Origin of the sequence: Streptomyces sp. NPDC015220 (genome assembly GCF_043079345.1) — a bacterium.
GTDB lineage: Bacteria > Actinomycetota > Actinomycetes > Streptomycetales > Streptomycetaceae > Streptomyces.
The window spans coordinates 1-26266 of the sequence record NZ_JBIBUK010000040.1 but is presented as its reverse complement, the minus strand read 5'-3'; the positions used below and the strand labels follow the sequence as shown (position 1 = coordinate 26266).

Genomic DNA, 26266 nt, shown 5'->3' with positions numbered 1-26266 from the left:
CCGCCTCGTGGCGGCCCGGCGACGCTCGGCGCCCGCTACGGGCGGCCGAAGAACGCCTGCGCTGCCCGGAGCGGGGCTCAGGTCACGTCGTCGTACCCGTTGACCCGGTCCGTGCCGGCCTGTTCGGGCAGGGCGCGGCTGGCGGTGACGGGTTCGACCTCGCCGATGTCCTCGGGGGTGAGGTCGAGGTCGGAGGCCTCGTCGTCGGCGGGGCCCGCCGCGTCCCGGCGGCGCTTGCGGCGGTCGTTGAGCAGCGAGAAGACGACGGCGCCGAAGTACAGCACCCAGATCGGTCCGGCGAGCATCAGCATCGACACCGGGTCGGTGCTGGGCGTGGCCACGGCCGCGAAGACGGTGATGCCGAGGATCATGGCGCGCCACCAGCCGAGCATGCGCCGGCCGGTGAGGATGCCGGTGAGGTTCAGCATGATCAGCAGCAGCGGCAGCTCGAAGGAGAGGCCGAAGACGACCACCATCCGCGTCACGAGCTGCAGCAGGTCGTCCAGCGGCAGCAGGTTGTTGACGTTGGCGGGCGTGAAGTCGAGAAGCACCTTCGCCGTGGTGGGCAGCACCTTGTAGGCGAAGAACGCGCCGGCCAGGAAGAGGGGGACGCCGGTGCCGACGAACGCGTAGGCGTACTTCTTCTCGTGCTTGTGCAGGCCGGGGGCGATGAAGGCCCACAGCTGGTACAGCCAGACCGGCGAGGCGAAGACGACGCCGGCCATCAGGGAGACCTGGAGAGCCATGGTGAAGGGCGCCAGCAGACCGTTGATCGTGATCTGCGCGCACTTGCCCGAGTTGCCGGCGTCGGCCGGAGCCGGCGAGTTCGCCAGTTCCTGGAAGGTCTTGCCGCAGCCGACCGAGTGGAGGATCGGCTTGGTCAGGAAGTTGATGATGTCGTAGTAGAAGAAGGCGGCGACGACCGTGACCAGGACGACGGCCAGCAACGCCTTCGCGAGCCGGTTGCGGAGCTCACGAAGGTGATCCGCGAGAGGCATCCGCCCCTCGGGATCCTTCTCCTTCTTTCGGGCAGGCTTGAGCAACCCACTTCCTCATCTCGTGCGGCAGGCCGGTGCTGTCCGGCCGTGCGTCAGCGCTGGGTGGTGTCCGACGGCTCGCCGACCGGACGCGAGCTCGTCACGTCGCCGGGGGCGGCCTTGATGGTGCGCTGCGCGGGAGGCTGCTCGTTGTCGGCGGGCGCCTGGGCGGAGGTGGTGGTGTGACCCTCATCCTTCATCGCCTTGGCCTCGCTCTTGAGGATACGGGCGGACTTGCCGAGCGAGCGCGCCATGTCCGGAAGCTTCTTCGCGCCGAACAGCAGGATGATGACGACGAGGATGAGAATGATCTCGGGGGCTCCGAGCCTTCCGAACATAAGTCTTTACCTTCTCACCGAGGCGGCTGGGTGGGATGCTGTCGGACCGGTTGGACAGCCGTCCGAGCGGTCGTTCTGGCAGCGATCGTAACGCTCAGGGGTGAACACGAGGCAATCCCTGAGCGTACTCCCGTCCGCGGCCCGGGCCTCGTTCTCCGGTCCGCTCGAGCAGCGTACCTGGCCCGGACTACAGCGTGACAGGGGCGCAGCCGGCCATGGCGCACCGGGTGCCGGAGCCGCCCTCACAGCGAGTCCGCGGCCCGGGCGGCGCTCAGGGACGCCCGCTCCAGCTCCTCCGCGGCCCGGCTGATCCGGCTCGCGGACTGCGAGACCTGCCTGCCGAGCCGCCGCGCCTCCACGAAGACCCGGACGGCGAGCACACCCAGAACGGCGAGACCCAGGAACCCCGCGGCCACCGCGAACATCGGCCAGAACATGGTTGCGAGCCTAGACCTTCGGTTGCAGGCGCAGGGTGCTGACCCCACCGCCGGTGAGCAGCTCCACGATGCGTTCACCGGCCGGCTTGCGCACGGCGGCGCCGCAGTCGGGGCAGGTGAAGGAGTAGAAGGTGGTGCGGCTGCTGGCGCCGATGGCCAGGCGCAGCGCGTTCGCGCCCAGCTCGAAGCGGCCCCGGCAGTCGGGGCAGCCCGCGCGGAACACCACCGGGGCCGCGCTGCGCATCCCGGCGAACGCGGCCGCCACCGACATCCCCCGCGCCCCCGTCGTCGCCGACTCGCTCACAGCCGCTGCTCCTGCCTGTCGTCCCGGCCCTCCGGCCCGCCGTGCGCCGTCCGCCCGCCGTGGGCGCCCGGCCCCGGGCGGTCCCCACCCTCCACGGTGGCGTCGACGCCGTCGTACGCCGCCAGGGCCTCGTGGGCCGCCTGCCGGGCGCTGTCGGCCAGCTCGCGCGGCGCGACGATCCGGCCGTCCCGGCCCAGGCGCAGTGCCAGGCGCCGCAGCGACGCCGGGTCGGGGGTGCGCAACGTGATGCGCAGCCCGCCCTCGGGCAGTTCCTCGGCGCTGTCGTGCGGGTAGTACTCGGCGACCCAGCGGCCTCCCGGGCCGACCTCGACGACGACCTCCGGGTCCTCCGCGGCCGGCTGCACCAGCGCCTCGGACAGGTCGCGCAGCTCCACCTCCGGCGGCGCGGACGGCTCGTCGAGGATCCTGATCTCGGCGACCCGGTCGAGCCGGAAGGTGCGGCGCGCCTCGGAGCGGCGGCACCAGGCCTCCACGTAGGTGTGCCCGACGCTGACCAGGCGGATGGGGTCGATCTCGCGCTCGGTGACCTCGTCGCGGGCCGGCGAGTAGTAGCGGATCCACAGCCGGCGGCGCTCGGAGATGGCCCGGTCGACGTCGGCGAAGACGCCACCCTCGGACTCGAAGGTCACCGACAGGCGGGAGCTGGCGCCGGCCGCCTCGCCGGCCGCGGTCTCCACCTTGGCCGTCGCCCGCAGCAGGGCCTGCCGGTCGCTCTCGCGCAGGCCCGGCAGGGTGGCCACCGCGCGGGCGGCGACCAGCAGGGCGGTCGCCTCGTCGGCGGCCAGCCGCAGCGGTTCGGCGGCCTCCGCCCCGAGCGCGGCCGGGTTGTGCCACCAGATGCGCTCGCCGTCGGTGTCGATGTCCAGCAGGTCGCCGCCGCGGAAGCTGGTGCCGCACATGGGCAGCACGTCGAGGTCCGAGACCAGCTCGTCCTCGGTGATGCCGAAGGCGCGCGCCACGTCCTCGATCCGGGCGCCGGGGCGCTCCCTGAGGTAGGTCACCAGGGAGAGCATCCGCCGGGTCTGGTCGATGGCGTTCGCGGGCCTGACCGGTTTGCCTGCCACTGTCTCGCTCGCTCCCCTCAGCCCTTGGCCACGGCACGCAGCCGGTCCACCACGTCGGCCCGCAGCTCGGCGGGTTCCAGGACCACCACGTCGGGGCCGAACTCCACCAGCCAGGCATCCAGTCCGTGTCCGTACGGGATGGTCAACTCGTCCCAGCCGTCGCCGAGTTCCCGCACGGCCGTGGCCTTCGCCCGCAGCGGGTAGCCGGCGCCGGAGCGCAGCCGGATCCGCGCGGTGCGGTCGGCGATCTCGCCGGCCCAGCCCGCCACGGTCTCCCGGACGGTGACGACGTCGGGCACCGGGACGGTGAAGGAGGCCCCGCGCGAGCGGACCCTGCCGGTGATCCGCGACAGCCGGAACACCCGCTCGGCGCCGCGGTCGCGGTCGAAGCCGGCCAGGTACCAGTGGCCGCGCCAGCACTCCAGCGCCCACGGCTCGACGTTGCGGGTCTCGGGGCGGGCGGCGTTGGCCTTGCGGTAGTCGAAGGCGACCGGACGGCGGTCCCGGCAGGCCAGCATCAGCGGCTCGAAGGCGGCCTCGTGCACCGGGATGCGCGGCTCCAGCGCGCCGTGCGCCTCGTACGGGTCGACGTCCTCGGGCAGCCCGGCGGCGCGCAGCTTCTGCAGGGCGCCGCTGGCCGCGCCGGCCAGGCGCGCCTGCTGCCAGACCTTGGCGGCCAGGCCGAGGGCGGCGGCCTCCTCGGCGTCCAGGGTGATGGGCGGCAGCCGGTTGCTGTCGCGGCGGGCGAGGTAGCCGATCTCGCCGTCCAGGTTCTCGACGGTCTCGATGACCAGCCCCAGCTCACGCAGGTCGTCCTTGTCCCGCTCGAACATGCGGTTGAAGGAGTCGTCGGACCCCGCCTCGAGGTAGGCCTCGATGGACTCACGCAGCTCGCGCTTGCTGAGCGGCCGGCGCGTCCCGAGCAGGCACAGCGCCAGGTTCATCAGCCGCTCGGCCTTGGCAATGGCCATCGATGCCCTTCGCCTTCCTCATGGTCCTTACGACCGATGACCGTACCGCCCCGCGGCACGGTGGCGAAAGCCGAGGGCCCACGCCGGACAGGCGTGGGCCCCAGGTGATCGGATCCGGTCCGACCGCGGACGCCGATCAGACGCCGAGCAGGTCGACCACGAAGATCAGGGTCTCACCGGGCTTGATCGCCGGGGTCGGGCTTTGGTCGCCGTAGGCGAGGTGCGCCGGGATGGTCAGCTGGCGGCGGCCGCCGACCTTCATGCCCTGCACGCCCTGGTCCCAGCCCGCGATGACCCGTCCGCCGCCCAGCGGGAAGCGGAAGGGGGTGCCCCGGTTCCAGCTCGCGTCGAACTCCTCGCCGGTGCTGAAGGCGACGCCCACGTAGTGGACGGTGACGTTCTGCCCCGCCTGCGCCTCGGGCCCGTCGCCCTCCCAGATGTCCTTGATCTCGAGGTCCGCCGGGGGCTCGCCGCCCGGGAAGTCGATCTCGGGCTTGTCGATGTTCACGTCTTCTGCTCCTGCTCGTGTACGACACGTGACGCGGACAGTCTTTCATCCCCGCCCGCGTCGCGCCCGCGACGGTAGGGCCGCCGCGTGGCGCTACATCGCGGCCAGGATGTCCACGGAGAACACCAGCGTGGAGTCCTTCTTGATTCCGCTGTTCGGAGGCGGGTTGTCGCCGTACCCCTCGGACGGCGGAACGACGATCAGCACCCGGCTGCCGACCTTCTTGCCGGTCAGGCCCTGCGCCCACCCCTTGACGACCTGCTGGAGCGAGAAGGAGGTCAGCGCCTTCCTCTTGTACGTCGAGTCGAACTCCTTGCCGGTGTCCCACAGCACGCCCTGGTACTGGACGAGCACGGTGTTGTCCGCCTTGACCGCCGGGCCGTCGCCCTCGATGACGTACTCCGCCACCAGCTTCTTCGGCGCGGCGGTGTGCGGCGGGACGGTGATCCCGGGGGCGTCCCCCTTGGTCTCGGTGCCCACCGTCGGCAGGTCCGGGGTCTTCTTCTGCACCACCTTGCCCCGGGCGGAGCTCTTGGCGTTGAAGGCGTCCTGCACATCGACGACGAACACCAGCGTGTCGGTGCCCTTGATGCCCGCCTGGGCGTTGCCCTGGGAGCCGTAGCCCCAGGTCGGGGGCACCGAGAACTCGACCCGGCTGCCGACCTTCCGTCCCGCCAGCGCATAGCGCCAGCCGTCGATGATCGTGCCCTGGGCGAGCTGGATGATCAGCGGTGTACCCCGGTCGTAGGAGTTGTCGAAGACCTTCGCCGTGTCCCAGACCTGGCCCAGGTAGTGCGCCTGGACGTAGTCGTTCTCCGCCAGCGTGCGGCCGCCGCCCGCGATCACCGTCTTGACGGCGAGGTCCTTCGACGGCTGGCCGCCTCCCTTGGCCACGGTCGGCTTCTCACCGAACTTCGTGCCCGCGGTGATCGCCGGCAGCGGCCCGGAGACGATCTTCGGCGGCGGCGCGGCGGACGTGGCCGGGGCCGACGGCGACGGCGACTGCGTCGGGGAGGCGCTGCCGCTCTCCCCGCCCGAGGCGGACTTGTCGTTTCCGCAGGCGGCCAGCGTGACCAGACCCGCGGGGACGGTGAGGAGAAGAGAGCGTCGGCGCACGGTGGGGGCCTCGTAATCGGTCGATCTTGTTGATGGCGTGCGCGCTACCTTACTGACGATTCGGCGCCGGCAACGGTTCCGGCCCGCATCGGGATTCGGCCCGGTGCCCGCGGAACGCCCCCGGGGCGCCGCCCGCGCGAGAAGGGCGCCGTACGCGAAACGCACGGCGCCCGGACGGCGTTCCGGCAATTCGCACGGAGCGCCTCTCCCACGACATCCCGCTCACTTTCCGGTCACATTCCGGCGATGAGCTTCTCCACCCGGTCGTCCACCGACCGGAACGGGTCCTTGCACAACACGGTCCGCTGTGCCTGGTCGTTGAGCTTCAGGTGCACCCAGTCCACGGTGAAGTCGCGCCGCTGCTCCTGCGCCCGCCGGATGAAGTCGCCGCGCAGGCGCGCCCGAGTGGTCTGCGGCGGGACCGACTTGCCCTCGAAGATCTTCAAGTCGTTGCAGATCCGGGTGGCTTGGCCCTTCTTCTCCAGCAGGTAGTACAGGCCCCGGCGACGGTGGATGTCGTGGTACGCGAGGTCTATCTGGGCGACCCGCGGATGCGACATGGTCATGTTGTGCTTGGCCCGGTACCGCTCGATGAGCTTGTACTTCATCACCCAGTCGATCTCGGTGCCGATCCGGTCGAGGTCCTCGCTCTCGATCGCGTCCAGCGTCCGGCCCCACAGCTCCAGAACCCGCTCCACCGTGCCGGTGCGGATGCCGCGGCGCTCGCAGAAGTCGACGGCCTTCTCGTAGTACTCCCGCTGCACCTCCAGGGCGGAGGCCTCCCGGCCGCTGGCCAGGCGCACCTTGCGGCGGCCCGTGATGTCGTGGCTGACCTCGCGGATCGCCCGAATCGGGTTCTCCAGGGTCAGGTCGCGCATCACCGTGCCCGCCTCGATCATGCGCAGCACCAGGTCGGTGGCGCCGACCTTCAGCAGCATCGTCGTCTCGGACATGTTCGAGTCGCCCACGATCACGTGCAGCCGGCGGTAGCGCTCGGCGTCCGCGTGCGGCTCGTCGCGGGTGTTGATGATCGGACGGGACCGGGTCGTCGCCGAGGAGACCCCCTCCCAGATGTGCTCCGCCCGCTGGCTCACGCAGTACACGGCCCCGCGCGGCGTCTGCAGGACCTTGCCCGCGCCGCACAACAGCTGCCTGGTGACCAGGAACGGGATGAGGATGTCCGCGAGCCGGGAGAACTCCCCGTGCCGTGCCACCAGATAGTTCTCGTGGCACCCGTAGGAGTTGCCCGCCGAGTCGGTGTTGTTCTTGAAGAGGTAGACGTCGCCCGCGATTCCCTCCTCGTGCAGGCGTCGTTCCGCGTCTACCAGGAGTCCCTCGAGAATGCGCTCGCCGGCCTTGTCGTGGGTGACCAATTCGATCACGTTGTCACATTCGGGTGTCGCGTATTCCGGATGTGAGCCCACGTCGAGGTAGAGCCGGGCGCCGTTTCGCAGAAAGACATTGCTGCTGCGGCCCCATGACACGACACGGCGGAAGAGGTACCGCGCCACCTCGTCAGGCGACAGGCGGCGCTGTCCCCTGAACGTGCACGTGACGCCGTACTCGTTCTCCAGCCCGAAAATGCGGCGGTCCATGAGTGAACATTACGCCCGATCCCCCGAGCTGAAACGGGGTTCGGCAGCACGATTTGGATCATTTTCCGATGAAGCCGCAACGACCGCCCGTCCCACGGGAGCTGCGAGGACCCGCCCCGTCGCCAGCAGCACCAGCAACGACAGGGCTCCGGCGGCGCCCGGCACCGCGAACCCCCACAGCGCGCCGCCCGCCTGGACGACCGGCCCCGCCGCCCCCGTTCCCACCGACGCGCCCACGGTGAACGTCGTCACCAGCCAGGAGAACGCCTCCGTCACCGTCCCGCTCGGCGCGTGCCGGTCCACGATGACGAACGCGCAGGCGATGCACGGCGCCAGGAACACCCCGGAGAGCACCGTCAGCCCCACCATCGCCACCGGGCCCGGCATCAGCGTCAGCGGCAGGTAACACACCGCCAGAAGGGCCACCAGCACGCGCAGTCGCCGCTCGGGTTCCCCCGCCCACTGCCGGGCCCCGTAGACGGCGCCGCCGGCCAGCGCGCCCAGCCCCAGCGCCGCCATCAGCCAGCCGTACACCGCGTCGCCGCCGTGGTCGTCCGCGTAGGAGACCGCGGCCACCGTGATGGAACCCAGCGCGATGCCGACGAAGAGGAACGCGGCGAGCAGGGACAGCAGGCCGGGCGAGCGCAGCGCCCCGAGCCAGTGCGCCTCCCGCGGCGCCGAACGCCACGCCCGCGAGGGCGGCGAGAGCACCACGGACAGCGCGCCCAGCACCCCGACCACGTTCAGCACCACCAGCGCCGCCCGCGCCGACCACAGCGACACGCACAGGGTCACCAGCAGCGGTCCCGCGGTGAACATGACCTCCTGGGCCACGGCGTCCATGGCGTACGCCATGTGCACCTGGGCCTCCTTGCGCAGGACGGCGGGCCACAGGGCGCGCAGACCGCCCTCCAGGGGCGGCGTGAACAGCCCGGCCGCCGCGACCGCCGTGTAGGCGAGGGCGCGCGGCTCGGTGCCGGTCAGGGCGAAGGCGGTCGCCGCCAGCGCCGCCGCCATCGCGGCCGGCAGTTGCACCCGGGGCTGCCCGTGGACGTCCACCAGACGGCCGAGCACGGGCTGACCGACCGCGTTCGCCACGCCGTACACCGCCGCCAGCGCCCCGGCGAGGCTGTACGTGCCGCCCTGCGCACGGACGAACAGCACGATCGCGATGGCCGCGGTCGCGTTCGGCAGCCGCCCCACGAGCGTGCCCACCAGCAGCCGGGCGGCGTGCCGCGCCCTGAGGATCTCCAGGTACCCCGCGAATCCCGCGGCCATCGCCCGCCTCCCAAGCTCAAGTGTTACGTATAACGGTCCTCGCAATACGTACCATGTGCGCTGTTCACCGTCCAGACGACGGTGAGCCCGAAGGGCGCCCCGGCGACGGGGGCGCGAGTGCGCGAAGGCTCCGGGAGCCGGGCGCGCTCGCGGCTCGGCCGGCTGCCGAGCGCCCCGCGGCGAACCACCTGACGAACAGGAGCAGCCCCGCGGTGGCACCAGGAAGCACGCGCCCCACCAGCCGTGACGTCGCCCAGGCCGCCGGGGTCTCCCAGGCCGCCGTCTCGCTCGTGCTCGGCGACAAGTGGCGCGGCCGGGTGTCGGAGACGACCGCCGAACGGGTGCGCCGCGCCGCCGACGACCTCGGCTACCGGCCCAATCTCGCCGCCCGCAATCTCCGCCTGGGCCACACCCGCACCGTGCTGCTCGTCGTCCCGGCCCTGACCACCGAGTTCTTCGCCGGCGTCTACACCGGCGCCGCCCGGGTCGCCGCCGAGCACGGCTTCGGCGTCGTCCTCTACCCCTCCCCCGAGGGCATCGGCCCGGCGCGCAACCCCTTCGCCTCCGCCCAGGCCGCCCTGGACGGCGTGATCGCCTCCTCGATGGCGGCGGACGCCCTGACCGCGATCCGCGGCGACCGGCTCCCCCTGGTCATGCTGGACAGCGACCCCGACGGCAGCCTCGGCGCCGCGACGGTGAACCTGGACATCGCCGACGGCATACGGCAGGTCGCCGACCACCTGCTCGGGCTCGGCCACCGCCGCTTCCTGCACCTGGCCGCGGACGTGGCGTCCTGGACGTTCGAGGTGCGGGCTCGGGAGCTCGCGGCGCGGGTGGGCGCCGTAACCGGGGGCTCCGTGCGCACCGCCCGTGCCCCCATCGACATCGAGGACGCCCGGGCCGCCACCGAGGCCGCCCTGGGCGCCCCGGGGCCCCGCCCCACCGCCGTGGTCTGCGACGACGACAAACTGGCCGCGGGCGCCTACAAGGCGCTGCGCCGACTCGGCCTGCGGGTGCCCGACGACATCTCCGTCACCGGCGTGGACGACCTCGCCCTCGCCACCGCCATCGATCCCGAGCTGACCACCGTACGACTGGACGCCGAGCTGTTCGGCGAGCGCGGCATGCACGCCCTGCTGGCGGTCCTGGACGGCCGCGCGCCCGGCGGCGGCGACATCCCGGTCCGGCTGGTGGTGCGGGGCTCCACGGCGCCGCCGGGGGCCGCCTGAAACGCACGGGTGCCCCGGCCGTGTGGTCGGCCGGGGCACCCGGGACGCGGAACGAGGCCGGGGTCACTCCTCCTCGGTGTCCGCGCCGTCGTCCGAGTCGCCGGAGGTGTCCGCGCTCCCGCCCTCCAGCAGCCGGGAGAGCTGACGCCCGACGATGCGCTTGAACTTTCGCTGCTGCGGACGCGTGCGGTCCAGCACCGCGACCTCCAGGCGCTCGGCGGGGATCTCCCGCTCGCTGCCGTTGGTGTCGCGGGACAGGGCCTGCACCGCCAGCTTCAGCGCCTCGGCCAGCGTCATCCCGTCCCGGTGCCGCTGGTCGAGGTAGCCGCTGATCTGCTCGGCGTTCCCGCCGACCGCGACCGAGCCGTGCTCGTCCACGATCGAGCCGTCGTGCGGCAGCCGGTAGATCTGGTCGCCCTCCGGGGTCTCCCCCACCTCTGCGACCACCAGCTCCACCTCGTACGGCTTCTCGGCCGCGCTGGAGAAGATCGTGCCCAGCGTCTGGGCGTAGACGTTGGCCAGCCCACGGGCGGTGACGTCGTCCCGGTCGTAGGTGTAGCCGCGCAGGTCGGCGTAGCGGACACCGCCGATGCGCAGGTTCTCGTACTCGTTGTACTTGCCGGCCGCGGCGAAGCCGATCCGGTCGTAGATCTCGCTGAACTTGTGCAGCGCGCGGGACGGATTCTCACCGACGAACACGATGCCGTCGGCGTACTGCAGCACGACCAGGCTGCGGCCGCGGGCGATGCCCTTGCGGGCGTACTCCGCCCGGTCGGCCATGGCCTGCTGAGGTGAGACATAGAACGGCGTCGACACCGGTTATCCGTCCCTTTCTGTCGAAGTCACTGGACCACCCTGGACAAGAACCCGCCGCCTACAGCAGCGCGGCCCGCGGGCCGTCGGGCTGCTCCAGGCGCCGCTGCAGCACCGAACGGGCGATCTCGGAGGACTCGTCCTCGGTCAGCCGGCGGAAGCCGTCATCGGTGATCACGGTGACGATCGGATAGATCCGGCGGGCGACATCGGGACCACCGGTCGCCGAGTCGTCGTCTGCCGCGTCGTACAGGGCCTGCACCACCAGTGTGGTCGCCTCGGCCTCGGACAGGTCCTCGCGGTAGAGCTTCTTCATGGCGCCGCGGGCGAAGATCGAACCGGAACCGGTCGCGGCGTAGCCGTGCTCCTCGCTGCGGCCGCCCGTGACGTCGTAGGAGAAGATGCGCCCCTTGTCCCGGTCGACGTCGTACCCGGCGAACAGCGGGACCACGGCCAGGCCCTGCATGGCCATGCCGAGGTTGGAGCGGATCATGGTCGACAGCCGGTTCGCCTTGCCCTCCAGCGAAAGCTGCGTCCCCTCGACCTTCTCGAAGTGCTCCAGCTCCAGCTGGAACAGCTTCACCATCTCCACGGCCAGACCCGCCGTGCCGGCGATGCCGACGGCCGAGTACTCGTCGGCCGGGAAGACCTTCTCGATGTCCCGCTGCGCGATGACGTTCCCCATGGTCGCCCGCCGGTCGCCGGCCAGCACGACGCCCCCCGGGAAGGTCACGGCCACGATGGTCGTGCCGTGCGGGGCCTCGATCACACCCTGGGTGGGCGGCAGCTGCCGCCTGCCGGGCAGCAGCTCCGGCTGGTGCTCGGCGAGGAAGTCCATGAAGGACGCGGACCCAGGCGTCAGGAAGGCAGCTGGTAGACGCCCGGTGCTACGAGTGTTGGCTTCCACGCGATTCCTTCCACGTATGCGGCAGCCCGCCTTATGGCATCGGGCCGATCCTTGAACTGCCCCAGCGCTGCGTCGCGGCTGAAGCACAGTACGCCACGGACCCTACCCGTCTCATGGCAGTGATCCACATGTGCGGCGGGCGCCGCCGGAGATATGCAGCAGACGCCTCCCCGGGAGGCGATCAACTCGTCACGTTCTGCTTCGGTGACGCCGTACCGAGGCTTCGGACGACCTGCGCGTCCCTTGACGGCCCGGCAGGCCTCGCGGTGCCTCGACGACCCGTCCGATGCGGTCGCATCCCGGTGCCGTGCGCTCCACGGCTCGACCTCACCGCACTTGAGGCAGAGCCGGTGTCCCTCGGGCGGCTCCCCCCTGGGGCGGACCCTGCGTCCCAGGGCCTGCCGACGCGTCCGGTGACGGTCCGACGCGCGATCTCGGCAGCGTTGTCGCAGGCCGTCCGGATCGGTCCGGTCGCGAGCGAAGGCTGCGCGCGGCCTGTCCTTGCCACACCGCGCGCAGCGCTTCACATCCTCTTCCGGTGTCAACTCCGAAGCCCCCCGAGCCTTCGATCCGAAGGCTACTCGCCGCCCTTTTGAACAAATGAGCGAACGAAGTCCTCGGCGTTGGACTCGAGCACGTCGTCGATCTCGTCCAGGACGTCGTCCACATCGTCGCTCAGCTTCTCGTGGCGTTCCTTGAAGTCCTCGCTCGCCTGCGCGTCCTGCGCCTGCTCCTCGACCTCCTCGGTAGAGCGCGTGGCCTTCTGCTGCCCGCCGCCGGTGTCCTTGGTCGCCATAACCCTCACCCCGCTCAGTTCGGTTCGCCCGACATGGTCGGCATTACGGCCGATCGGTGATGATCAGACCCTACAAGCCGGGTCCGACATCGGCCCCGCAGTTTCCGCAACATACGGGTGCCATCCCGATGATTCCCGGGCGCCGGGGTTTCCACCCCGGCCGGCCGTGCCCGGTCCGGGTACCCACTCAGCCGCCGGACAGGACCCTGACCAGGTCCTCCGCGGTGCGGCAGCGGTCCAGGAGCTCCTTGACGTGATTACGCGTTCCGCGAAGCGGTTCCAGGGTTGGGACGCGCTGGAGGGAGTCCCGCCCCGGCAGGTCGAAGATGACCGAGTCCCAGGAGGCCGCGGCGACGTCGTCGGCGTACTGCTCCAGGCAGCGGCCGCGGAAGTACGCGCGGGTGTCCTCGGGGGGCTTCCTGCGGGCCCGGTCGACCTCGCTCTCGTCCAGGATCCGCTTCATGCGGCCACGGGCCGCCAGGCGGTTGTAGAGGCCCTTCTCGGCGCGCACGTCGGCGTACTGGAGGTCGAGCAGGTGGAGCTTCGCCGCGTCCCAGTCGAGGCCGTCACGGCGCCGGTAGCCCTCCATGAGCTCGCGCTTGGCGACCCAGTCCAGCTCGCCGGCCAGGCTCATGGGGTCGTGCTCCAGGCGGTTGAGGGTGTCCTCCCAGCGGGTCAGGACGTCCTTGGTCTGGTCGTCGGCGTCGGCTCCGAAGCGCTCCTCGACGTACTTGCGCGACAGCTCGTAATACTCCATCTGGAGCTGTACCGCGGTGAGTGTCCGGCCGCTGCGCAGCGTGATCAGCCGCTTCAGGCCGGGGTCGTGCGAGACCTGGTGCAAGGTGCGGACCGGCTGGTCGACGGCCAGGTCGACCGCGATGAAACCGTCCTCGATCATGGAAAGGACCAGGGCGGTCGTGCCCAGCTTGAGGTAGGTGGAGATCTCCGACAGGTTCGCGTCGCCGATGATCACATGCAGGCGGCGGTACTTCTCGGCGTCGGCGTGCGGCTCGTCGCGCGTGTTGATGATCGGGCGCTTGAGGGTGGTCTCCAGGCCCACCTCGACCTCGAAGTAGTCCGCGCGCTGGCTGAGCTGGAAGCCGTGCTCATGACCGTCCTGGCCGATGCCGACGCGGCCGGCGCCCGTCACCACCTGGCGGGAGACGAAGAAGGGCGTGAGGTGGCGCACGATGTCCGAGAAGGCGGTCTCCCGCTTCATCAGGTAGTTCTCGTGCGTGCCGTAAGAGGCGCCCTTGTTGTCGGTGTTGTTCTTGTAGAGGTGGATCGGCTGGGCGCCGGGCAGCTGGGCGGCCCGTTCGGCGGCCTCGGCCATGATCCGCTCGCCGGCCTTGTCCCACAGGACGGCGTCGCGCGGGTTGGTGACCTCCGGGGCGCTGTATTCCGGGTGGGCGTGGTCGACGTAGAGCCGCGCGCCATTGGTGAGGATGACGTTGGCCAGGCCGATGTCCTCGTCGGTGAGCTGGCTGGAGTCGGCGGCCTCGCGGGCGAGGTCGAAGCCGCGGGCGTCCCGCAGCGGGTTCTCCTCCTCGAAGTCCCAGCGGGCCCTGCGGGCCCGGTGCATCGCCGCGGCGTAGGCGTTGACGATCTGGGACGAGGTGAGCATGGCATTGGCGTTGGGGTGACCGGGGACGGAGATCCCGTACTCCGTCTCGATGCCCATTACTCGCCGTACGGTCATGCGGCCCTCCTTGCCCGGCGGCGCCCTCGGTCGTGGGCGGCGCTCAAGTACCGCTGGTGCCCGGGTGCCTGTGCGGTGCCCGTCCCCGCACTGCGCGACCCGGCGGTAGGAAAGAGCCTAGAACGCCTTTGCGCTGGTGGGGAGATCATTTGCGTCATTGCCTGCTCCATGCGTGGCCCCGAAAAACAGGTCGGCTGCGGGTACCCGCCGAGGGCACCCGCAGCCGCCCCGCTTTTACAGGTACTGACCGGTGTTCGCCACCGTGTCGATGGAGCGTCCGGTGTCCGCGCCCTGCTTTCCGGTGATCAGGGTGCGGATGTAGACGATCCGCTCGCCCTTCTTCCCGGAGATCCGGGCCCAGTCGTCCGGGTTGGTGGTGTTGGGCAGGTCCTCGTTCTCCTTGAACTCGTCCACGCATGCCTGGAGGAGGTGGGAGACGCGCAGGCCCTTCTGGTTCTTCTCCAGGAAGTCCTTGATCGCCATTTTCTTGGCGCGGCCCACGATGTTCTCGATCATGGCGCCGGAGTTGAAGTCCTTGAAGTAGAGGACTTCCTTGTCGCCATTGGCGTAGGTGACCTCCAGGAAGCGGTTCTCCTCGGTTTCGGCGTACATCTGCTCGACCGCGGTCTGGATCATGGCCTGGACCGTGGCGTCCTTCTCGCCGCCGTGTTCCGAGAGGTCGTCCGTGTGCAGCGGAAGCCGCTCGGTGAGGTACTTCGCGAAGATGTCCTTGGCCGCTTCGGCGTCCGGACGCTCGATCTTGATCTTCACGTCGAGCCGGCCGGGTCGCAGAATGGCGGGGTCGATCATGTCCTCGCGGTTGGAGGCGCCGATCACGACCACGTTCTGCAGGCCCTCCACGCCGTCGATCTCGGCGAGGAGCTGCGGGACGATGGTGTTCTCCACGTCCGAGCTGACGCCGGAGCCGCGGGTGCGGAAGAGGGACTCCATCTCGTCGAAGAAGACGATGACGGGGGTGCCCTCGCTGGCCTTCTCCCGGGCGCGCTGGAAGACCAGGCGGATCTGCCGCTCGGTCTCGCCGACGTACTTGTTCAGGAGCTCGGGGCCCTTGATGTTGAGGAAGAAGCTCTTGCCCGCGGCCTGGCCGGTCACCTCGGCGACCTTCTTGGCCAGCGAGTTAGCGACGGCCTTGGCGATGAGCGTCTTGCCGCACCCGGGGGGCCCGTAGAGCAGGACACCCTTGGGCGGACGCAGTTCGTGCTCCTTGAACAGGTCCGGGTAGAGGTACGGCAGCTCGACCGCGTCCCGGATCATCTCGATCTGGTTGCCGAGGCCACCGATCTGCTCGTACCCGATGTCGGGCACCTCTTCGAGGACGAGTTCCTCGACCTCGCTCTTGGGCACGACCTCGTAGACGTAGCCCGACCTGGGTTCGAGCAGCAGGGCGTCGCCGGGGCGGATGGTGACGTCCAGCAGCGGCTCGGCGAGCCGTACCACCCGTTCCTCGTCGGTGTGCCCGAGCACCAGGGCGCGCTCGCCGTCCTCGAGGATCTCCTTGAGGGTGACGATGTCGCCGACGCGCTCGAACTCCATGGCCTCGACCACGTTGAGCGCCTCGTTGAGCATGACTTCCTGGCCGCGCCTGAGCTCCTCGAGCTCGACGCTGGGGCTGACGTTCACCCGGAGCTTGCGGCCGCCGGTGAAGATGTCGGCGGTGCCGTCCTCGTTGGCCTGCAGGAAGACGCCGAAGCCGGCGGGCGGCTGGGCGAGCCGGTCGACCTCTTCCTTGAGGGCCACGATCTGGTCGCGGGCCTCGCGGAGCGTGTTCGCCAGTCGCTCGTTCTGCGCGGACACGCCGGCCAGATTGGTCTGCAGCTCGACGATCCGCTCTTCGAGAATCCTCGTGTGTCGCGGAGAGTCGGCGAGCTTGCGTCGCAGGACGGCGATCTCCTGCTCAAGGTAGGCGATCTGCCCGGCCGGGTCGTCGGACCCTCGTCCCGGGCGGATGCCGCGGTTCATGTCGTCGTCGTGGGCTGCCACGGTCCTCACCTCCTCCAAGGGGAGCTGGACGCTTCCAGACCCTACCTGGGTGGGTGTCGATTGAAACCCCTAGATCACAAAGACTGTCGGGGTGTGTCCGATCTTCACCCTTGCGCTCTCCCTCACGCCAGGGGAATACCCACCGAACATGATTGGAAAGCCGTCAGAGGTAGGGTCAAGTCGTTCAACACCCGTCAGAGCTGGCCGGATTCCCGCGCGGTTCGACGTGACAGGGCAGGAGATATGAGCGTGCAGCAGCAGACCTCGGACAGCGGCGAGGCACTGGAGGTCTGGATCGACCAGGATCTGTGCACCGGTGACGGCATCTGCGCGCAGTACGCGCCCGAGGTGTTCGAGCTGGACATCGACGGTCTGGCGTACGTGAAGAGCCCGCAGGACGAGCTGCTGCAGGCGAAGGGCGCGGCAACGCCCGTGCCGCTGCCCCTTCTCACGGACGTGGTGGACTCGGCGAGGGAGTGCCCCGGCGAGTGCATCCACGTGCGGCGGGTTTCGGACAGGGTCGAGGTGTACGGGCCTGACGCGGAGTGACCGCACGAGTGCCTGTCGTCACTGCTGTCCGGTTTCTCACACGCCGCGCGGCGCGGGTCAGATACTGCGTGCCTCGGCGGGAGCGGAACGGACGAACGCGCCGTTCTTCCACTGCCACTTCGCGCCGTCCTTCAGATCGGGGCAGCAATTGGGCACGTCGGGCGAGGAGTAGCCGAGCAGGGTGGCGGTGACCTCGCCGGCGCGCACCGCGAAGTCGGTGACCGTGTACCGGTCCTTGGGGTCGACGAGGGTGGCCACCACGCGTGGGGTCTTCGCGCCCCGGGCCTGGGTGAGCACGTAGACGGCGTCGGGCGGGGTGCCCATGGAGGCGTCGCAGTGCACGACGGCAACGGTCTCGGGCCGGCCGTCGCCGTCGAGGTCCCCGGAGGCCTTCTTCGCCACCACGGCCCGGACGGGGCCGCACTGGATGGGGAAGGCCACGTCCTCGGTGGTGGGCGGCGCGACGGCCGCGGGGGCGCTCCTGACCTGGGGGGTGCCGGCGGGCTGGGCGGCGGTGGCGGAGCCGGGCCGGACGGCCGCGGAGAGGGCGACCACACCGGCCACGGCCGCGGCGGTGGCGACCCAGTGGACGGGGCGGGTGTGCGTGTGTGCCAGTTCCGGAACGGCGGAGTGCTGCACTAGGAGTGTCTCCCGTGAGGGCTGTGCCGGTGGGGTGGCCAGCATCGTGCCACACGTCACAGTGCGGGGGAACGGTGGGGTGGGTACCCGCCGCCGTTCCGGGCTGCGGTGGGGCGGGTCCCGGAGCGTGGTGGAGCCGGTCGGGGTGTTCGGGACCGCCATGTGCGCCCCGGGGCCAACGCGAGGGCGCCGTGGCGCAGTTGCCGACCGGAATCGGGAACTGCGCCACGGCGCCGTTTCGTTGGTCGCGGCAGGGCGTCGCCTCAGCGGCCCGCGCCGCCGTCGGCGTTGGGGCCCTCGTAGTCCTCGCCGTAGGCGCCCTTGGCGGGGCGGCGGCGGCGCATGGGCGGCTCGACGCCGTCGGCGAGGCGCCGGGCGGTGAGCAGGAAGCCGGTGTGCCCGATCATGCGGTGGTCGGGGCGGACGGCCAGGCCCTCGATGTGCCAGTTGCGGATCATCGTCTCCCAGGCGGTCGGCTCGTTGAAGCAGCCGATCTCACGGATGGACTCCACGGTCCGGGCGAGCTGGGTGGTGGTGGCGACGTAGCAGCACAGGATGCCGCCGGGGACGAGCGCCTTGGAGACGGCCTCCAGGCACTCCCAGGGGGCGAGCATGTCGAGGATGACACGGTCGACGTCGGTGTCGGACAGGTTGTCCTGGAGGTCTCCGACGGTGAGCTGCCAGGCGGGGTGCGGGCCGCCGAAGTAGCGCTCGACGTTCGCCTGGGCGATCTCGGCGAAGTCGGCGCGGCGCTCGTAGCTGTGCAGCATGCCCTGGTCGCCGATGGCGCGCAGCAGGAAGCTGCTGAGCGAGCCGGAGCCGACGCCGGCCTCCACGACGCGGGCGCCGGGGAAGATGTCGGCGAAGGCGAGGATCTGCCCCGCGTCCTTGGGGTAGACGACGGCCGCCCCGCGGGGCATGGACAGGACGTAGTCGGGGAGCAGGGGACGCAGCGCGAGGTAGGCGACGTTGCCGGTGGTGCGGACAACGCTGCCCTCGGGTGCGCCGATCAGTTCGTCGTGCGGGAAGGAACCCTTGTGGGTGTGGAAGTTCTTCCCGGCCTCGAGCGTGAACGTGTAGTGGCGGCCCTTGGGGTCGGTCAGCTGTACCTGGTCCCCGACCTTGAAGGGCCCGCGGCGGCGGGCGGCACCGGTCGGTTCGGACATGTGACCAGCCTACCGGGCTTCACGGGGGCCGCCGACCACGGCCGGGCGCCTCGACACGCGCTAGGAAGGGCGGGCCATGGCCTTGACGAAGGCGCGCTCGACGTCGGCGGCGGACAGCACTCCGTAGATCTCGCCGGTCTCCTCCACGACGAGGTACTCGGTCGCCGGGGTGGCACGCAGCACGTCCAGGAGTTCCTCGCCGGCCAGCTCGGCGGAGACCCGCATGCCCTCGGTGATGTCCTGGGCGAGTTCGCCGGCCGAGACCCAGGGGCGGCGGTGCTGGGGCACGCCGACGATGGCGGACTCGCGGACCAGGGACAGGGGCTCGCCGTGGCCGTCGACGACGACCAGGGCGCGGGCGCCGGCGGTGTTGGCGCGGCGCAGGGCCTCGGCGAGCGAGGTGCCGGTCTCGACGGGGATCGCGCGGCGGGTGAGGGCACGGGCGCGCAGTTCGGGGAGGTGTTCGCGCAGGCGGGCCATGCGCAGGCTGTTGCCGGCGCCGGTCCAGATGATCGCGGCGATGATAGCGGCGAGCAGGGCGTCGGTGACCGTGTCCATGCCGACGCTGTCCTCGGCGGTGGCGCCGAGGGCGCCGGACTGGCTGAGCAGGGGCAGGCCGATGAGGACGGAGACGGCGAGGGCACGGCCGACCCAGGCGGCGGCGACGGTGCCGCTCATGGCCCGGCCGGTGATCTTCCAGACGACGGCGCGGAGCATCCGGCCGCCGTCCAGGGGCAGGCCGGGCAGCAGGTTGAAGACGGCGACGATGAGGTTGGAGATCATCAGCGCGGCCAGCAGGACACCGAGGACCGTGCCGCGCTCGACGGGCTTCAGGGCGAGGTAGAAGACGCCGGCCAGCACGAGGGAGAGCAAGGGGCCGACGAAGGCGAGGACGAACTCGCGGCCGGGGGTCTCGGCCTCCTTCTCGATCTCCGAGACACCGCCGAAGAACTGGAGCTGGATGCGGCGGACCGGGAGCTTGAAGCGGAGCGCGGCGACGGTGTGGGCGAGTTCGTGGACGAGGACGGAGCCGTAGAAGGCGACCGCGAAGAAGAGGGACACCAGGTAGCGGGCGGCGCCGAGCCCGGGCAGCACACGGTCGAGCTGTCCGCCGAACACCCAGGTGATCAACGCGGCGACGAGGAACCAGCTGGGCGCCACGTAGACGGGCACGCCGAAGGGCCGCCCCATGAGGAGGCCGCCGCCGGGCTCGCGGGGGCGCCGGGGCGGACGGGTGCGGCCCGGACCGGTGTGCGCGTGGGCGCGGTCGGGATGGGTGTCGGGACCGGCCGCCGCCGAGGTGCGCGGTGGCGCGTGCGGGCGCGGCGGCAGGGGGGCGTCGCCGCCGCCCGTGGGCGCGCCGTCGGGCGCGGGGGTGTCGCCGGAACCGTCCTCGCGGGTGGTCGCGGCCGCGCCAGGCGCCTCGTCCGGCACTCGGCGGCCCGCGCCCGGGGGCCGGGCCTCCGGGGACGTCGGGTCGGGGGCCGGCGTCTCGGGCGGCGCGGTGTCCGGCGCCCTGCGGCTGTCGGGCGAGGGTCGCGCGGGGCCCGCCCCGGGCGCGCCGCCGTCCTGTTCCGGGGCCGCCCGGGACGCGTCCGGCGCGGCGCCGTGTGCGGGCTCGGGGGGCCGTGCGGCCGGTTCGGCATCGCGGCGCGCGGAGTCGGCGGCCGGTGCCGCGGGGTCCGTGCGGGACTCCGCCGGCTCGTCGTTGCCGGACCGCGGCTGCCCGCTTCCGCCGCTCACGTCCACGGTGTCCCCTCGTTCGAAGCGCGTCCCCGTGCCTGCCGGCCGGAGGTCTCGGGTCGATGGTATGCGGCCGTGGCGCACGGTTCAGCCCGGCACCCCCCCGAGTCCCCCCGCTGTCGTCCGCGTCGTCACCGCGGCTGGGTCGCTGTCGGTGGCCGGCCGTAGGGTCTGTGGCATGGAAACGAGCACGGAGGGCCCGGCGGAGGACCACGCCGGCGAGGCCGTACCCGCCCGGGCGCCGGCCCCGCGGCCCGCGCCGGTCGTGGAGCCGGCGCCCGCCGGGTCGGCGGACGCGGCGGCGGCCGGGCCGGCGGACGCGATGTCCGCCCCGGCGGACGCCGGGCGGGCGGCGGCCGGGGACGCGACTACACGGGCGCCGGAGCCGGAAGCACCCGTGGCACCGCCGGCGGCCGGGCCCGGCGCGACGGTACGGACGCCCTCCGGGGAAGCCGGCCCGACGGCGCGGGCGGACGTCCCGGGGGCGGGCGGTGAGGTCCGTGCGGCGGCGCCGCCCTCCTCGTTGTCGCCCTCGCGGGCCGGGGACTTCATGCAGTGCCCGTTGCTCTACCGGTTCCGGGTGATCGACCGGCTGCCGGAGAAGCCGAGCGAGGCGGCGACGCGGGGCACGCTGGTGCACGCGGTGCTCGAGCGGCTCTTCGACGCGCCGGCCGCCGAGCGGACCGCGCCCCGGGCCAAGGCGCTGGTCCCGGGCCAGTGGGACCGGCTGCGCGAGTCCAGGCCGGAGCTGGTGGAGCTGTTCGACGGCGACGCGGACGGCGAGCGGCTGGCCCGCTGGCTGGCGGAGGCGGAGCGGCTGGTGGAGCGCTGGTTCACGCTGGAGGATCCGACCCGGCTGGAACCGGCCGAGCGGGAGCTGTTCGTCGAGGCGGAACTGGACTCGGGGCTCAGGCTGCGCGGGATCATCGACCGGGTGGACGTGGCGCCGACCGGCGAGGTCCGGATCGTCGACTACAAGACGGGCAAGGCGCCCCGGCCCGAGTACGCCGAGGGCGCGCTGTTCCAGATGAAGTTCTACGCCCTGGTGGTGTGGCGGCTGAAGCGGGTCGTCCCGCGGCGGCTGCAACTGGTGTACCTGGGCAGCGGCGACGTGCTGACGTACGACCCGGTCCCGGCCGATCTGGAGCGGACCGAGCGCAAGCTGCTGGCGCTGTGGGAGGCGATCCGGCTGGCCACCGAGACCGGCGACTGGCGGCCGCGTCCCACGAAGCTGTGCGGCTGGTGCGACCACCGGGCGCACTGTCCGGAGTTCGGCGGCACTCCCCCGCCCTACCCGCTGCCCCTGGCACCGGTCGCGCCACCGGCCCAGGGCAGAATGGGGCCGGACTAGGGTCCCAGCGAAGGAGACTTACGTGGCCATCCGCGTCCTACTCGTCGACGACCAGCCGCTGCTGCGCACCGGGTTCCGGATGATCCTGGAGGCGGAGCAGGACATCGCGGTCGTGGGCGAGGCCGGAGACGGTCTGCAGGCCCTGGACCAGGTGCGGGCGCTGCAGCCCGACGTGGTGCTGATGGACATCCGCATGCCGCGGATGGACGGCGTGGAGGCGACCCGGCAGATCACCGGACCGGAGCGCGACGGCCCGGCGAAGGTGCTGGTGCTGACCACCTTCGACCTCGACGAGTACGTGGTGGAGGCGCTGCGGGCGGGGGCGAGCGGGTTCCTGCTGAAGGACGCGCCCGCCCACGAGCTGGTGCAGGCCATCCGCGTGGTGGCGGCCGGCGAGGCGATGCTGGCGCCGAGCATCACGCGCCGGCTGCTGGACAAGTACGCCACCCACCTGCCCTCCGGGGACGAGCCGGTGCCGGACACGCTGCACACGCTGACCGAGCGTGAGGTGGAGGTGCTGAAGCTGGTGGCGCGCGGGCTGTCGAACGCGGAGATCGCCGCGGACCTCTTCGTCAGCGAGACGACGGTCAAGACCCATGTCGGGCACGTGCTGACCAAGCTGGGGCTGCGGGACCGCGTGCAGGCGGCGGTGTACGCGTACGAGAGCGGTCTGGTGCGGCCCGGCGCGCAGTAGCGCCGGACGGTCCGTCGACGAGGGCGCCCCTCCCGGAAGTCCGGGAGGGGCGCCCTCGTCGTACCGCTGGTGCCGGGTCAGCCGCTCACGCCGCGGCCGAGCTGCCAGAGCTGCAGGGTGGCGGAGGAGTTGATGGCGTACGCGGCGCCCGTGATGTCGTCGCGGGCGGCGATGTACTGCTTGCCCTGCCACAGCGGCAGCACCGGGACGTCGTCGGCGACGCGGTCCTGGATCTCCGTCAGGCTGGCGGAGGCGGAGAGCCGGTCGGCCTGGCGGCGGGACTGCGGGATCAGCTCGTTGCGGATCCTGCCGTTGGCGTACGGCGAGCCGAGCATGTTGTCCTTGTCGAGGAACGGCGCGATGAAGTTGTCGGCGTCCGGGAAGTCGGGGAACCAGCCCATCCCGTAGACGTCGTAGGTGCCCTTCTGCTCGGCCGGGCGGAAGATCTTCCAGTCGATGCCCTTGATGCTGACGTCGAACAGGCCGCTGGAGTTGAGCTGCTGCTGCAGGACCTCGAACTCCTTCTTGGTGGCCGAGCCGTAGTGGTCGTTCGTGTAGTTCAGCGTGAGCTTGACCGGGGTGGTGATGCCGGCCTTCTCCAGCAGCGACTTGGCCTTGCTGACGCTGGGGTCGCCGTACATGTTGAAGAAGGAGTTGGAGTGGCCGGTGACGGTCGCCGGGACCAGCGAGTACAGCGGCTCGGCCTGGCTGCCGTAGACCTTGGCGACGAGCTCGCTGCGGTTGACGACCCGTGCCATGGCCTGGCGCACGGCCTTGTCCTTGACGCTCGGGGCGTCGGTGTTGAAGCCCAGGTAGCGGATTTCCAGACCGGGCATCTCGACGAGGTCGACCTTGCCGCCGGAGGCGTTGGAGAGCTTCTGGATCTGCTCCGGCGACATGGTGCGGGTCATGACGTCGATGTCACCCTTGTTCAGGGCGGCTCCCATCGCGTCGGCGTCCGCGAACGAACGTATCTCCACCTTGTCGTTGTTGAGCGTCAGCGTCCCCTTGTACTTGGGGTTCTTGGTGAAGACGGCGTCGACCAGTTCGTCGTTCTTGACGTCGGCCTTCATGGTGTACGGACCGGAGCCGTCCACCGCGAAGCCGTCGCGCAGCTTGTTCTTCTCGTAGTTCTTGGGGTTGACGATGCCCGCGACGGGCGTCGACAGCTTGTACGGGAAGGTCGCGTCGGCGGTGTTGAGGTGGAAGATGACCTCGCGGTCGCCCTGGGTCTCGACGGTGTCGACGGTGGAGAGCAGGGCTCCCACGTTGGTGTCGGTCTTGATGGCGCGGGCGCGGTCGATGGAGTACTTCACGTCGGCCGCGGTGATCTTGTCGCCGTTGGCGAACTGAAGGCCCTCACGCAGGGTGCAGGCGTAGCGTTCGTTGCCGCTGTCGGTGAAACCGCACTTCTCGGCGGCCTCGGGGACGGGGTCGCCGTCGCCCTTGGGCGTGGTCATCAGCGTCTGCACCGTCTGACGCAGGACGTTCCAGGTGCCGACGTCGTAGGCGTACGCCGGGTCGAAGGGCGCGGGTTCTTCCTTGGAGGCGGTGAACCGGTCCGTGGTGCCGACGACGATGGCGCCGCCGCTCTTGCTTCCGCTGTCGGACCCGCCGCACGCGGCGAGTACCGGCGCGAGCAGACCGACCACGGCCGGCAGCACCAAAGTCTTGCGGTTCATGCTCGAGTTTCTCCAGGGCTGTCAGGTCCGTGTACCCGGCATGCAGAGGGTGTTGCTGCCGATCACGGGGTCGGGGCTGTGTACTCGCGACGAGATTAGTCCGCGCCCGCGGAACCTCTCGCGGCCACCGCCGCCGAGCCGCCATCACACAGTGGAACCGGGTGTGGACTCACCGAAAACGCGCCACTGGAAGGATTCGTGCAGCGTGCCGCCAAACGGGACACAAAGGCGCACCCACCCTGCCCGAAAGGGGGTGGGAAGCACATGACGGCCCCCCTGTCGACCCCGTATGAGGTGATGAACGTCACCCCATCAACTCGGCGGACGCGAAGTGGAATTCAGCCCTCCGGCGCGTTTCGCCGCGTTTCGCGCACACGCCGACGGGGCGGTCCCCGAGCCGGTTCGGCGCACCGGACGGGGCGGGCAGGGCCACCGGGACCGGTGCCGCGGCGGGCGGCTGTCGGCCCGTCAGGCAGCGGCGTCCGGTGCGTGCTCCGGGGGTTCCCCTGCTCGGAGAGTTCGGTGGAGTGCCGGGCGGGAGTCCTCGTTCGGGTCGTACTCGGGCCTTCGTCCGGTGCGGCGGGTCAGGCCCCTGCCGGAAGGGTGCGGGGAAGGCGTGCCGGGCGTCGCGACGGAGCCGACCCCGCGTGTCGCGGCACTAGTTCGGGTCCGCCATCAGACCGTGCAGGAAGGGCAGGTCCACCTCTTCGAGCGTGGTGACGACGGTGCGCCGGGGGGCCGGCGCGATGGGGGCGACCGAGGGGACGGCGACCACGCGGCAGCCGGCGGCCTCGGCGGCGGCGACGCCGGTCGCGGTGTCCTCGACGACCGCGCACCGGCCCGGGTCCACGCCCAGCCGGGAGGCGGCCAGCAGATAGGGGTCGGGGTGCGGCTTGGTGCGCGCCACCTCGTCACCGGCGACCGAGAGGGCGAAGTACTGGGGGCCGAGCGAGGCCAGTATCCGGTCGATGATGCGCCGGTGGGAGGCGGAGACCAGGGCGGTGGGGATCTCGTGCGCGGACAACTCGGCCAGCAGCCGGGCGGCGCCCGGCATCAGCGGCACGGTGCGGTCGATGCGGTCCTCGAAACCCTGGTTGAGCAGCACGGTGAGCTCGGCGAGGGTGATGGCGGCGCCGGTGGCCTCGATGAGGAAACCGGCGCTGCGTGTCATGGGGCCACCGACGACGACGTGTCTCCACGCCTCGTCAAGCGTGTGCCCGAGCGCGGCGAAGACCGCCACCTCCACGTCCCACCAGAAGCCCTCCGTGTCCACCAGGGTGCCGTCCATGTCGAGGAACACGGCTTGCAGGGCTGAGCCTTCCGCCGGCCGGGTTCCGAGCGCGGGGACCGTACTGGTCATCCGTGCGCACCTCCTTGAGGGACGATCAGGCCGGTTCCCGAGCGGGGAACCGGCCTGCAGTGGACCGACTAGTGTACGACGTGGACGGCCGAACGGCTTGCCGGGCGGGCATCCGGCCGAGGCTTCCCCCGTTCGCCACTCCGCCCTCGCCCGTTCGGGCGAGGGCGGACACGCCTCGGGGACCTCCTCCGGGGGCACGCCGGGTGCGTCTCGGGCGCCTCCGGAACGTCTCCGCGGGCCCCGGGCGCGTCCCCGCAGGCCCGGGTGAGACCTCAGCGGGCGTTGAAGTACTTCGCCTCCGGGTGGTGGATCACGATGGCGTCGGTGGACTGCTCGGGGTGGAGCTGGAACTCCTCGGAGAGGTGCACACCGATCCGCTCGGGCCGCAGGAGCTCGGCGATCTTCGCACGGTCCTCCAGGTCGGGGCAGGCGCCGTAGCCCAGGGAGAACCGGGCGCCCCGGTACTTCAGGGCGAACATGTCCTCCATGGCCTGCGGGTCCTCACCGGCGAAGCCCAGTTCCGAGCGGACGCGTGCGTGCCAGTACTCGGCGAGGGCTTCGGCGAGCTGGACGGACAGGCCGTGCAGTTCCAGGTAGTCGCGGTAGGAGTCGGCGGCGAACAGCCGGGCGGTCTCCTCCCCGATCCGGGAGCCGACGGTGACGACCTGGAAGCCGACCACGTCCGTCTCGCCGGACTCCTCCGGACGGAAGAAGTCCGCCAGGCACAGGTGCCGGCCACGCCGCTGACGCGGGAAGGTGAACCGGGTGCGCTCGTTGCCCTGCTCGTCCAGGACGATCAGGTCGTCGTCCTTGGACACGCACGGGAAGTAACCGTGGACGACGGCCGCTTCGAGGAGGTTCTCCGTCTGCAGACGGTCGAGCAGACCACGCAGCCGCGGCCGGCCCTCGGTCTCCACCAGCTCCTCGTACGTCGGCCCCTCACCGGTACGGGCCTGCTTCAGACCCCA

Annotated in this window: 26 protein-coding genes; 4 read left to right on the top strand and 22 right to left on the bottom strand. The window is 71.3% G+C overall.

The features are described from left to right. Positions 1-77 precede the first annotated feature (77 nt). From tatC to ACF061_RS38075, 10 genes are all read right to left on the bottom strand, one after another. A complete protein-coding gene (gene tatC / locus ACF061_RS38120; RefSeq protein WP_392271610.1) occupies positions 78-1043 on the bottom strand; it encodes a twin-arginine translocase subunit TatC in 966 nt (321 codons plus the stop codon). 47 nt (positions 1044-1090) lie between these two features. Beyond that, on the bottom strand, positions 1091-1375 hold the full coding sequence (tatA, locus tag ACF061_RS38115) for a Sec-independent protein translocase subunit TatA (RefSeq protein WP_392271609.1): 285 nt from the start codon (positions 1373-1375) through the stop codon (positions 1091-1093). 242 nt (positions 1376-1617) lie between these two features. Beyond that, positions 1618-1812, bottom strand: a complete 195-nt coding sequence (locus ACF061_RS38110; protein ID WP_392271608.1) for a hypothetical protein — start codon at positions 1810-1812, stop codon at positions 1618-1620. A 10-nt stretch (positions 1813-1822) separates the two neighbouring features. After that, positions 1823-2116, bottom strand: a complete 294-nt coding sequence (locus ACF061_RS38105) for a hypothetical protein (protein ID WP_392271607.1) — start codon at positions 2114-2116, stop codon at positions 1823-1825. After that, positions 2113-3201: a helix-turn-helix transcriptional regulator gene (locus ACF061_RS38100; RefSeq protein WP_392271606.1), complete on the bottom strand. Its 1089-nt coding sequence runs from the start codon at positions 3199-3201 to the stop codon at positions 2113-2115. Before ACF061_RS38100 ends, ACF061_RS38105 begins: the two co-directional genes overlap by 4 nt. A 17-nt stretch (positions 3202-3218) precedes the next feature. Beyond that, on the bottom strand, positions 3219-4172 hold the full coding sequence (locus tag ACF061_RS38095) for a helix-turn-helix transcriptional regulator (RefSeq protein WP_392271605.1): 954 nt from the start codon (positions 4170-4172) through the stop codon (positions 3219-3221). 136 nt (positions 4173-4308) lie between these two features. After that, on the bottom strand, positions 4309-4680 hold the full coding sequence (locus ACF061_RS38090; RefSeq protein WP_392271604.1) for an FKBP-type peptidyl-prolyl cis-trans isomerase: 372 nt from the start codon (positions 4678-4680) through the stop codon (positions 4309-4311). Between the two features lie 93 nt (positions 4681-4773). Further along, positions 4774-5796 (bottom strand): FKBP-type peptidyl-prolyl cis-trans isomerase, encoded by a 1023-nt coding sequence (locus ACF061_RS38085; RefSeq protein ID WP_392271603.1) that lies wholly within the window; start codon positions 5794-5796, stop codon positions 4774-4776. 233 nt (positions 5797-6029) lie between these two features. After that, the gene (gene pafA, locus ACF061_RS38080) at positions 6030-7391 is read right to left on the bottom strand and encodes a Pup--protein ligase (protein ID WP_392271602.1); all 1362 of its coding nucleotides are present in this window, start codon (positions 7389-7391) and stop codon (positions 6030-6032) included. 9 nt (positions 7392-7400) lie between these two features. Further along, on the bottom strand, positions 7401-8669 hold the full coding sequence (locus ACF061_RS38075) for an MFS transporter (RefSeq protein ID WP_392271601.1): 1269 nt from the start codon (positions 8667-8669) through the stop codon (positions 7401-7403). 212 nt (positions 8670-8881) lie between these two features. Between ACF061_RS38075 and ACF061_RS38070 the strand changes: the two genes are divergently transcribed. After that, on the top strand, positions 8882-9898 hold the full coding sequence (locus tag ACF061_RS38070; RefSeq protein ID WP_392271600.1) for a LacI family DNA-binding transcriptional regulator: 1017 nt from the start codon (positions 8882-8884) through the stop codon (positions 9896-9898). A gap of 63 nt (positions 9899-9961) precedes the next feature. On the opposite strand, the gene prcA is transcribed toward ACF061_RS38070, so the two are convergent. The 6 genes from prcA to arc form a co-directional block, all read right to left on the bottom strand. After that, on the bottom strand, positions 9962-10714 hold the full coding sequence (prcA, locus tag ACF061_RS38065) for a proteasome subunit alpha (RefSeq protein ID WP_392271599.1): 753 nt from the start codon (positions 10712-10714) through the stop codon (positions 9962-9964). A gap of 58 nt (positions 10715-10772) precedes the next feature. Beyond that, positions 10773-11618, bottom strand: a complete 846-nt coding sequence (prcB, locus tag ACF061_RS38060; RefSeq protein ID WP_392271598.1) for a proteasome subunit beta — start codon at positions 11616-11618, stop codon at positions 10773-10775. Further along, positions 11570-12145, bottom strand: coding sequence for an endonuclease domain-containing protein (locus ACF061_RS38055; protein WP_392271621.1), 576 nt, complete (start codon positions 12143-12145; stop codon positions 11570-11572). Before ACF061_RS38055 ends, prcB begins: the two co-directional genes overlap by 49 nt. A 50-nt stretch (positions 12146-12195) precedes the next feature. Then, positions 12196-12414, bottom strand: coding sequence for a ubiquitin-like protein Pup (locus ACF061_RS38050; RefSeq protein ID WP_392271620.1), 219 nt, complete (start codon positions 12412-12414; stop codon positions 12196-12198). 187 nt (positions 12415-12601) lie between these two features. Beyond that, positions 12602-14113, bottom strand: coding sequence for a depupylase/deamidase Dop (gene dop / locus ACF061_RS38045; RefSeq protein WP_392271597.1), 1512 nt, complete (start codon positions 14111-14113; stop codon positions 12602-12604). A gap of 234 nt (positions 14114-14347) precedes the next feature. Next, positions 14348-16114 (bottom strand): proteasome ATPase, encoded by a 1767-nt coding sequence (gene arc / locus ACF061_RS38040; RefSeq protein WP_392271596.1) that lies wholly within the window; start codon positions 16112-16114, stop codon positions 14348-14350. A gap of 243 nt (positions 16115-16357) precedes the next feature. On the opposite strand from arc, the gene ACF061_RS38035 reads away from it, so the two are divergent. Beyond that, on the top strand, positions 16358-16663 hold the full coding sequence (locus ACF061_RS38035) for a ferredoxin (RefSeq protein ID WP_392271595.1): 306 nt from the start codon (positions 16358-16360) through the stop codon (positions 16661-16663). Between the two features lie 57 nt (positions 16664-16720). Here ACF061_RS38035 and ACF061_RS38030 read toward each other — a convergent pair whose 3' ends face one another. The 3 genes from ACF061_RS38030 to ACF061_RS38020 form a co-directional block, all read right to left on the bottom strand. Beyond that, positions 16721-17302 (bottom strand): hypothetical protein, encoded by a 582-nt coding sequence (locus ACF061_RS38030; RefSeq protein ID WP_392271594.1) that lies wholly within the window; start codon positions 17300-17302, stop codon positions 16721-16723. Between the two features lie 263 nt (positions 17303-17565). After that, positions 17566-18468, bottom strand: coding sequence for a tRNA (adenine-N1)-methyltransferase (locus ACF061_RS38025; protein WP_276109401.1), 903 nt, complete (start codon positions 18466-18468; stop codon positions 17566-17568). Between the two features lie 60 nt (positions 18469-18528). Beyond that, positions 18529-20217 carry a site-2 protease family protein gene (locus ACF061_RS38020; protein ID WP_392271593.1) on the bottom strand — a complete coding sequence of 563 codons (1689 nt, stop codon included), beginning with the start codon at positions 20215-20217 and terminating at the stop codon, positions 18529-18531. A gap of 172 nt (positions 20218-20389) precedes the next feature. Between ACF061_RS38020 and ACF061_RS38015 the strand changes: the two genes are divergently transcribed. Both ACF061_RS38015 and ACF061_RS38010 read left to right on the top strand, forming a co-directional pair. Continuing rightward, positions 20390-21562: a RecB family exonuclease gene (locus ACF061_RS38015; RefSeq protein WP_392271592.1), complete on the top strand. Its 1173-nt coding sequence runs from the start codon at positions 20390-20392 to the stop codon at positions 21560-21562. A gap of 22 nt (positions 21563-21584) precedes the next feature. After that, the gene (locus ACF061_RS38010; RefSeq protein ID WP_392271591.1) at positions 21585-22256 is read left to right on the top strand and encodes a response regulator; all 672 of its coding nucleotides are present in this window, start codon (positions 21585-21587) and stop codon (positions 22254-22256) included. Positions 22257-22333: 77 nt separating this feature from the next. Here ACF061_RS38010 and ACF061_RS38005 read toward each other — a convergent pair whose 3' ends face one another. The 3 genes from ACF061_RS38005 to ACF061_RS37995 form a co-directional block, all read right to left on the bottom strand. Then, entirely contained in the window at positions 22334-23938 is a 1605-nt protein-coding gene (locus ACF061_RS38005; protein WP_392271590.1) for an ABC transporter substrate-binding protein, read from the bottom strand. 658 nt (positions 23939-24596) lie between these two features. Beyond that, entirely contained in the window at positions 24597-25298 is a 702-nt protein-coding gene (locus ACF061_RS38000) for an HAD family hydrolase (RefSeq protein WP_392271589.1), read from the bottom strand. A gap of 272 nt (positions 25299-25570) precedes the next feature. After that, the coding region (locus ACF061_RS37995; RefSeq protein WP_392271588.1) for a vitamin B12 dependent-methionine synthase activation domain-containing protein at positions 25571-26266 on the bottom strand (696 nt) is incomplete at its 5' end.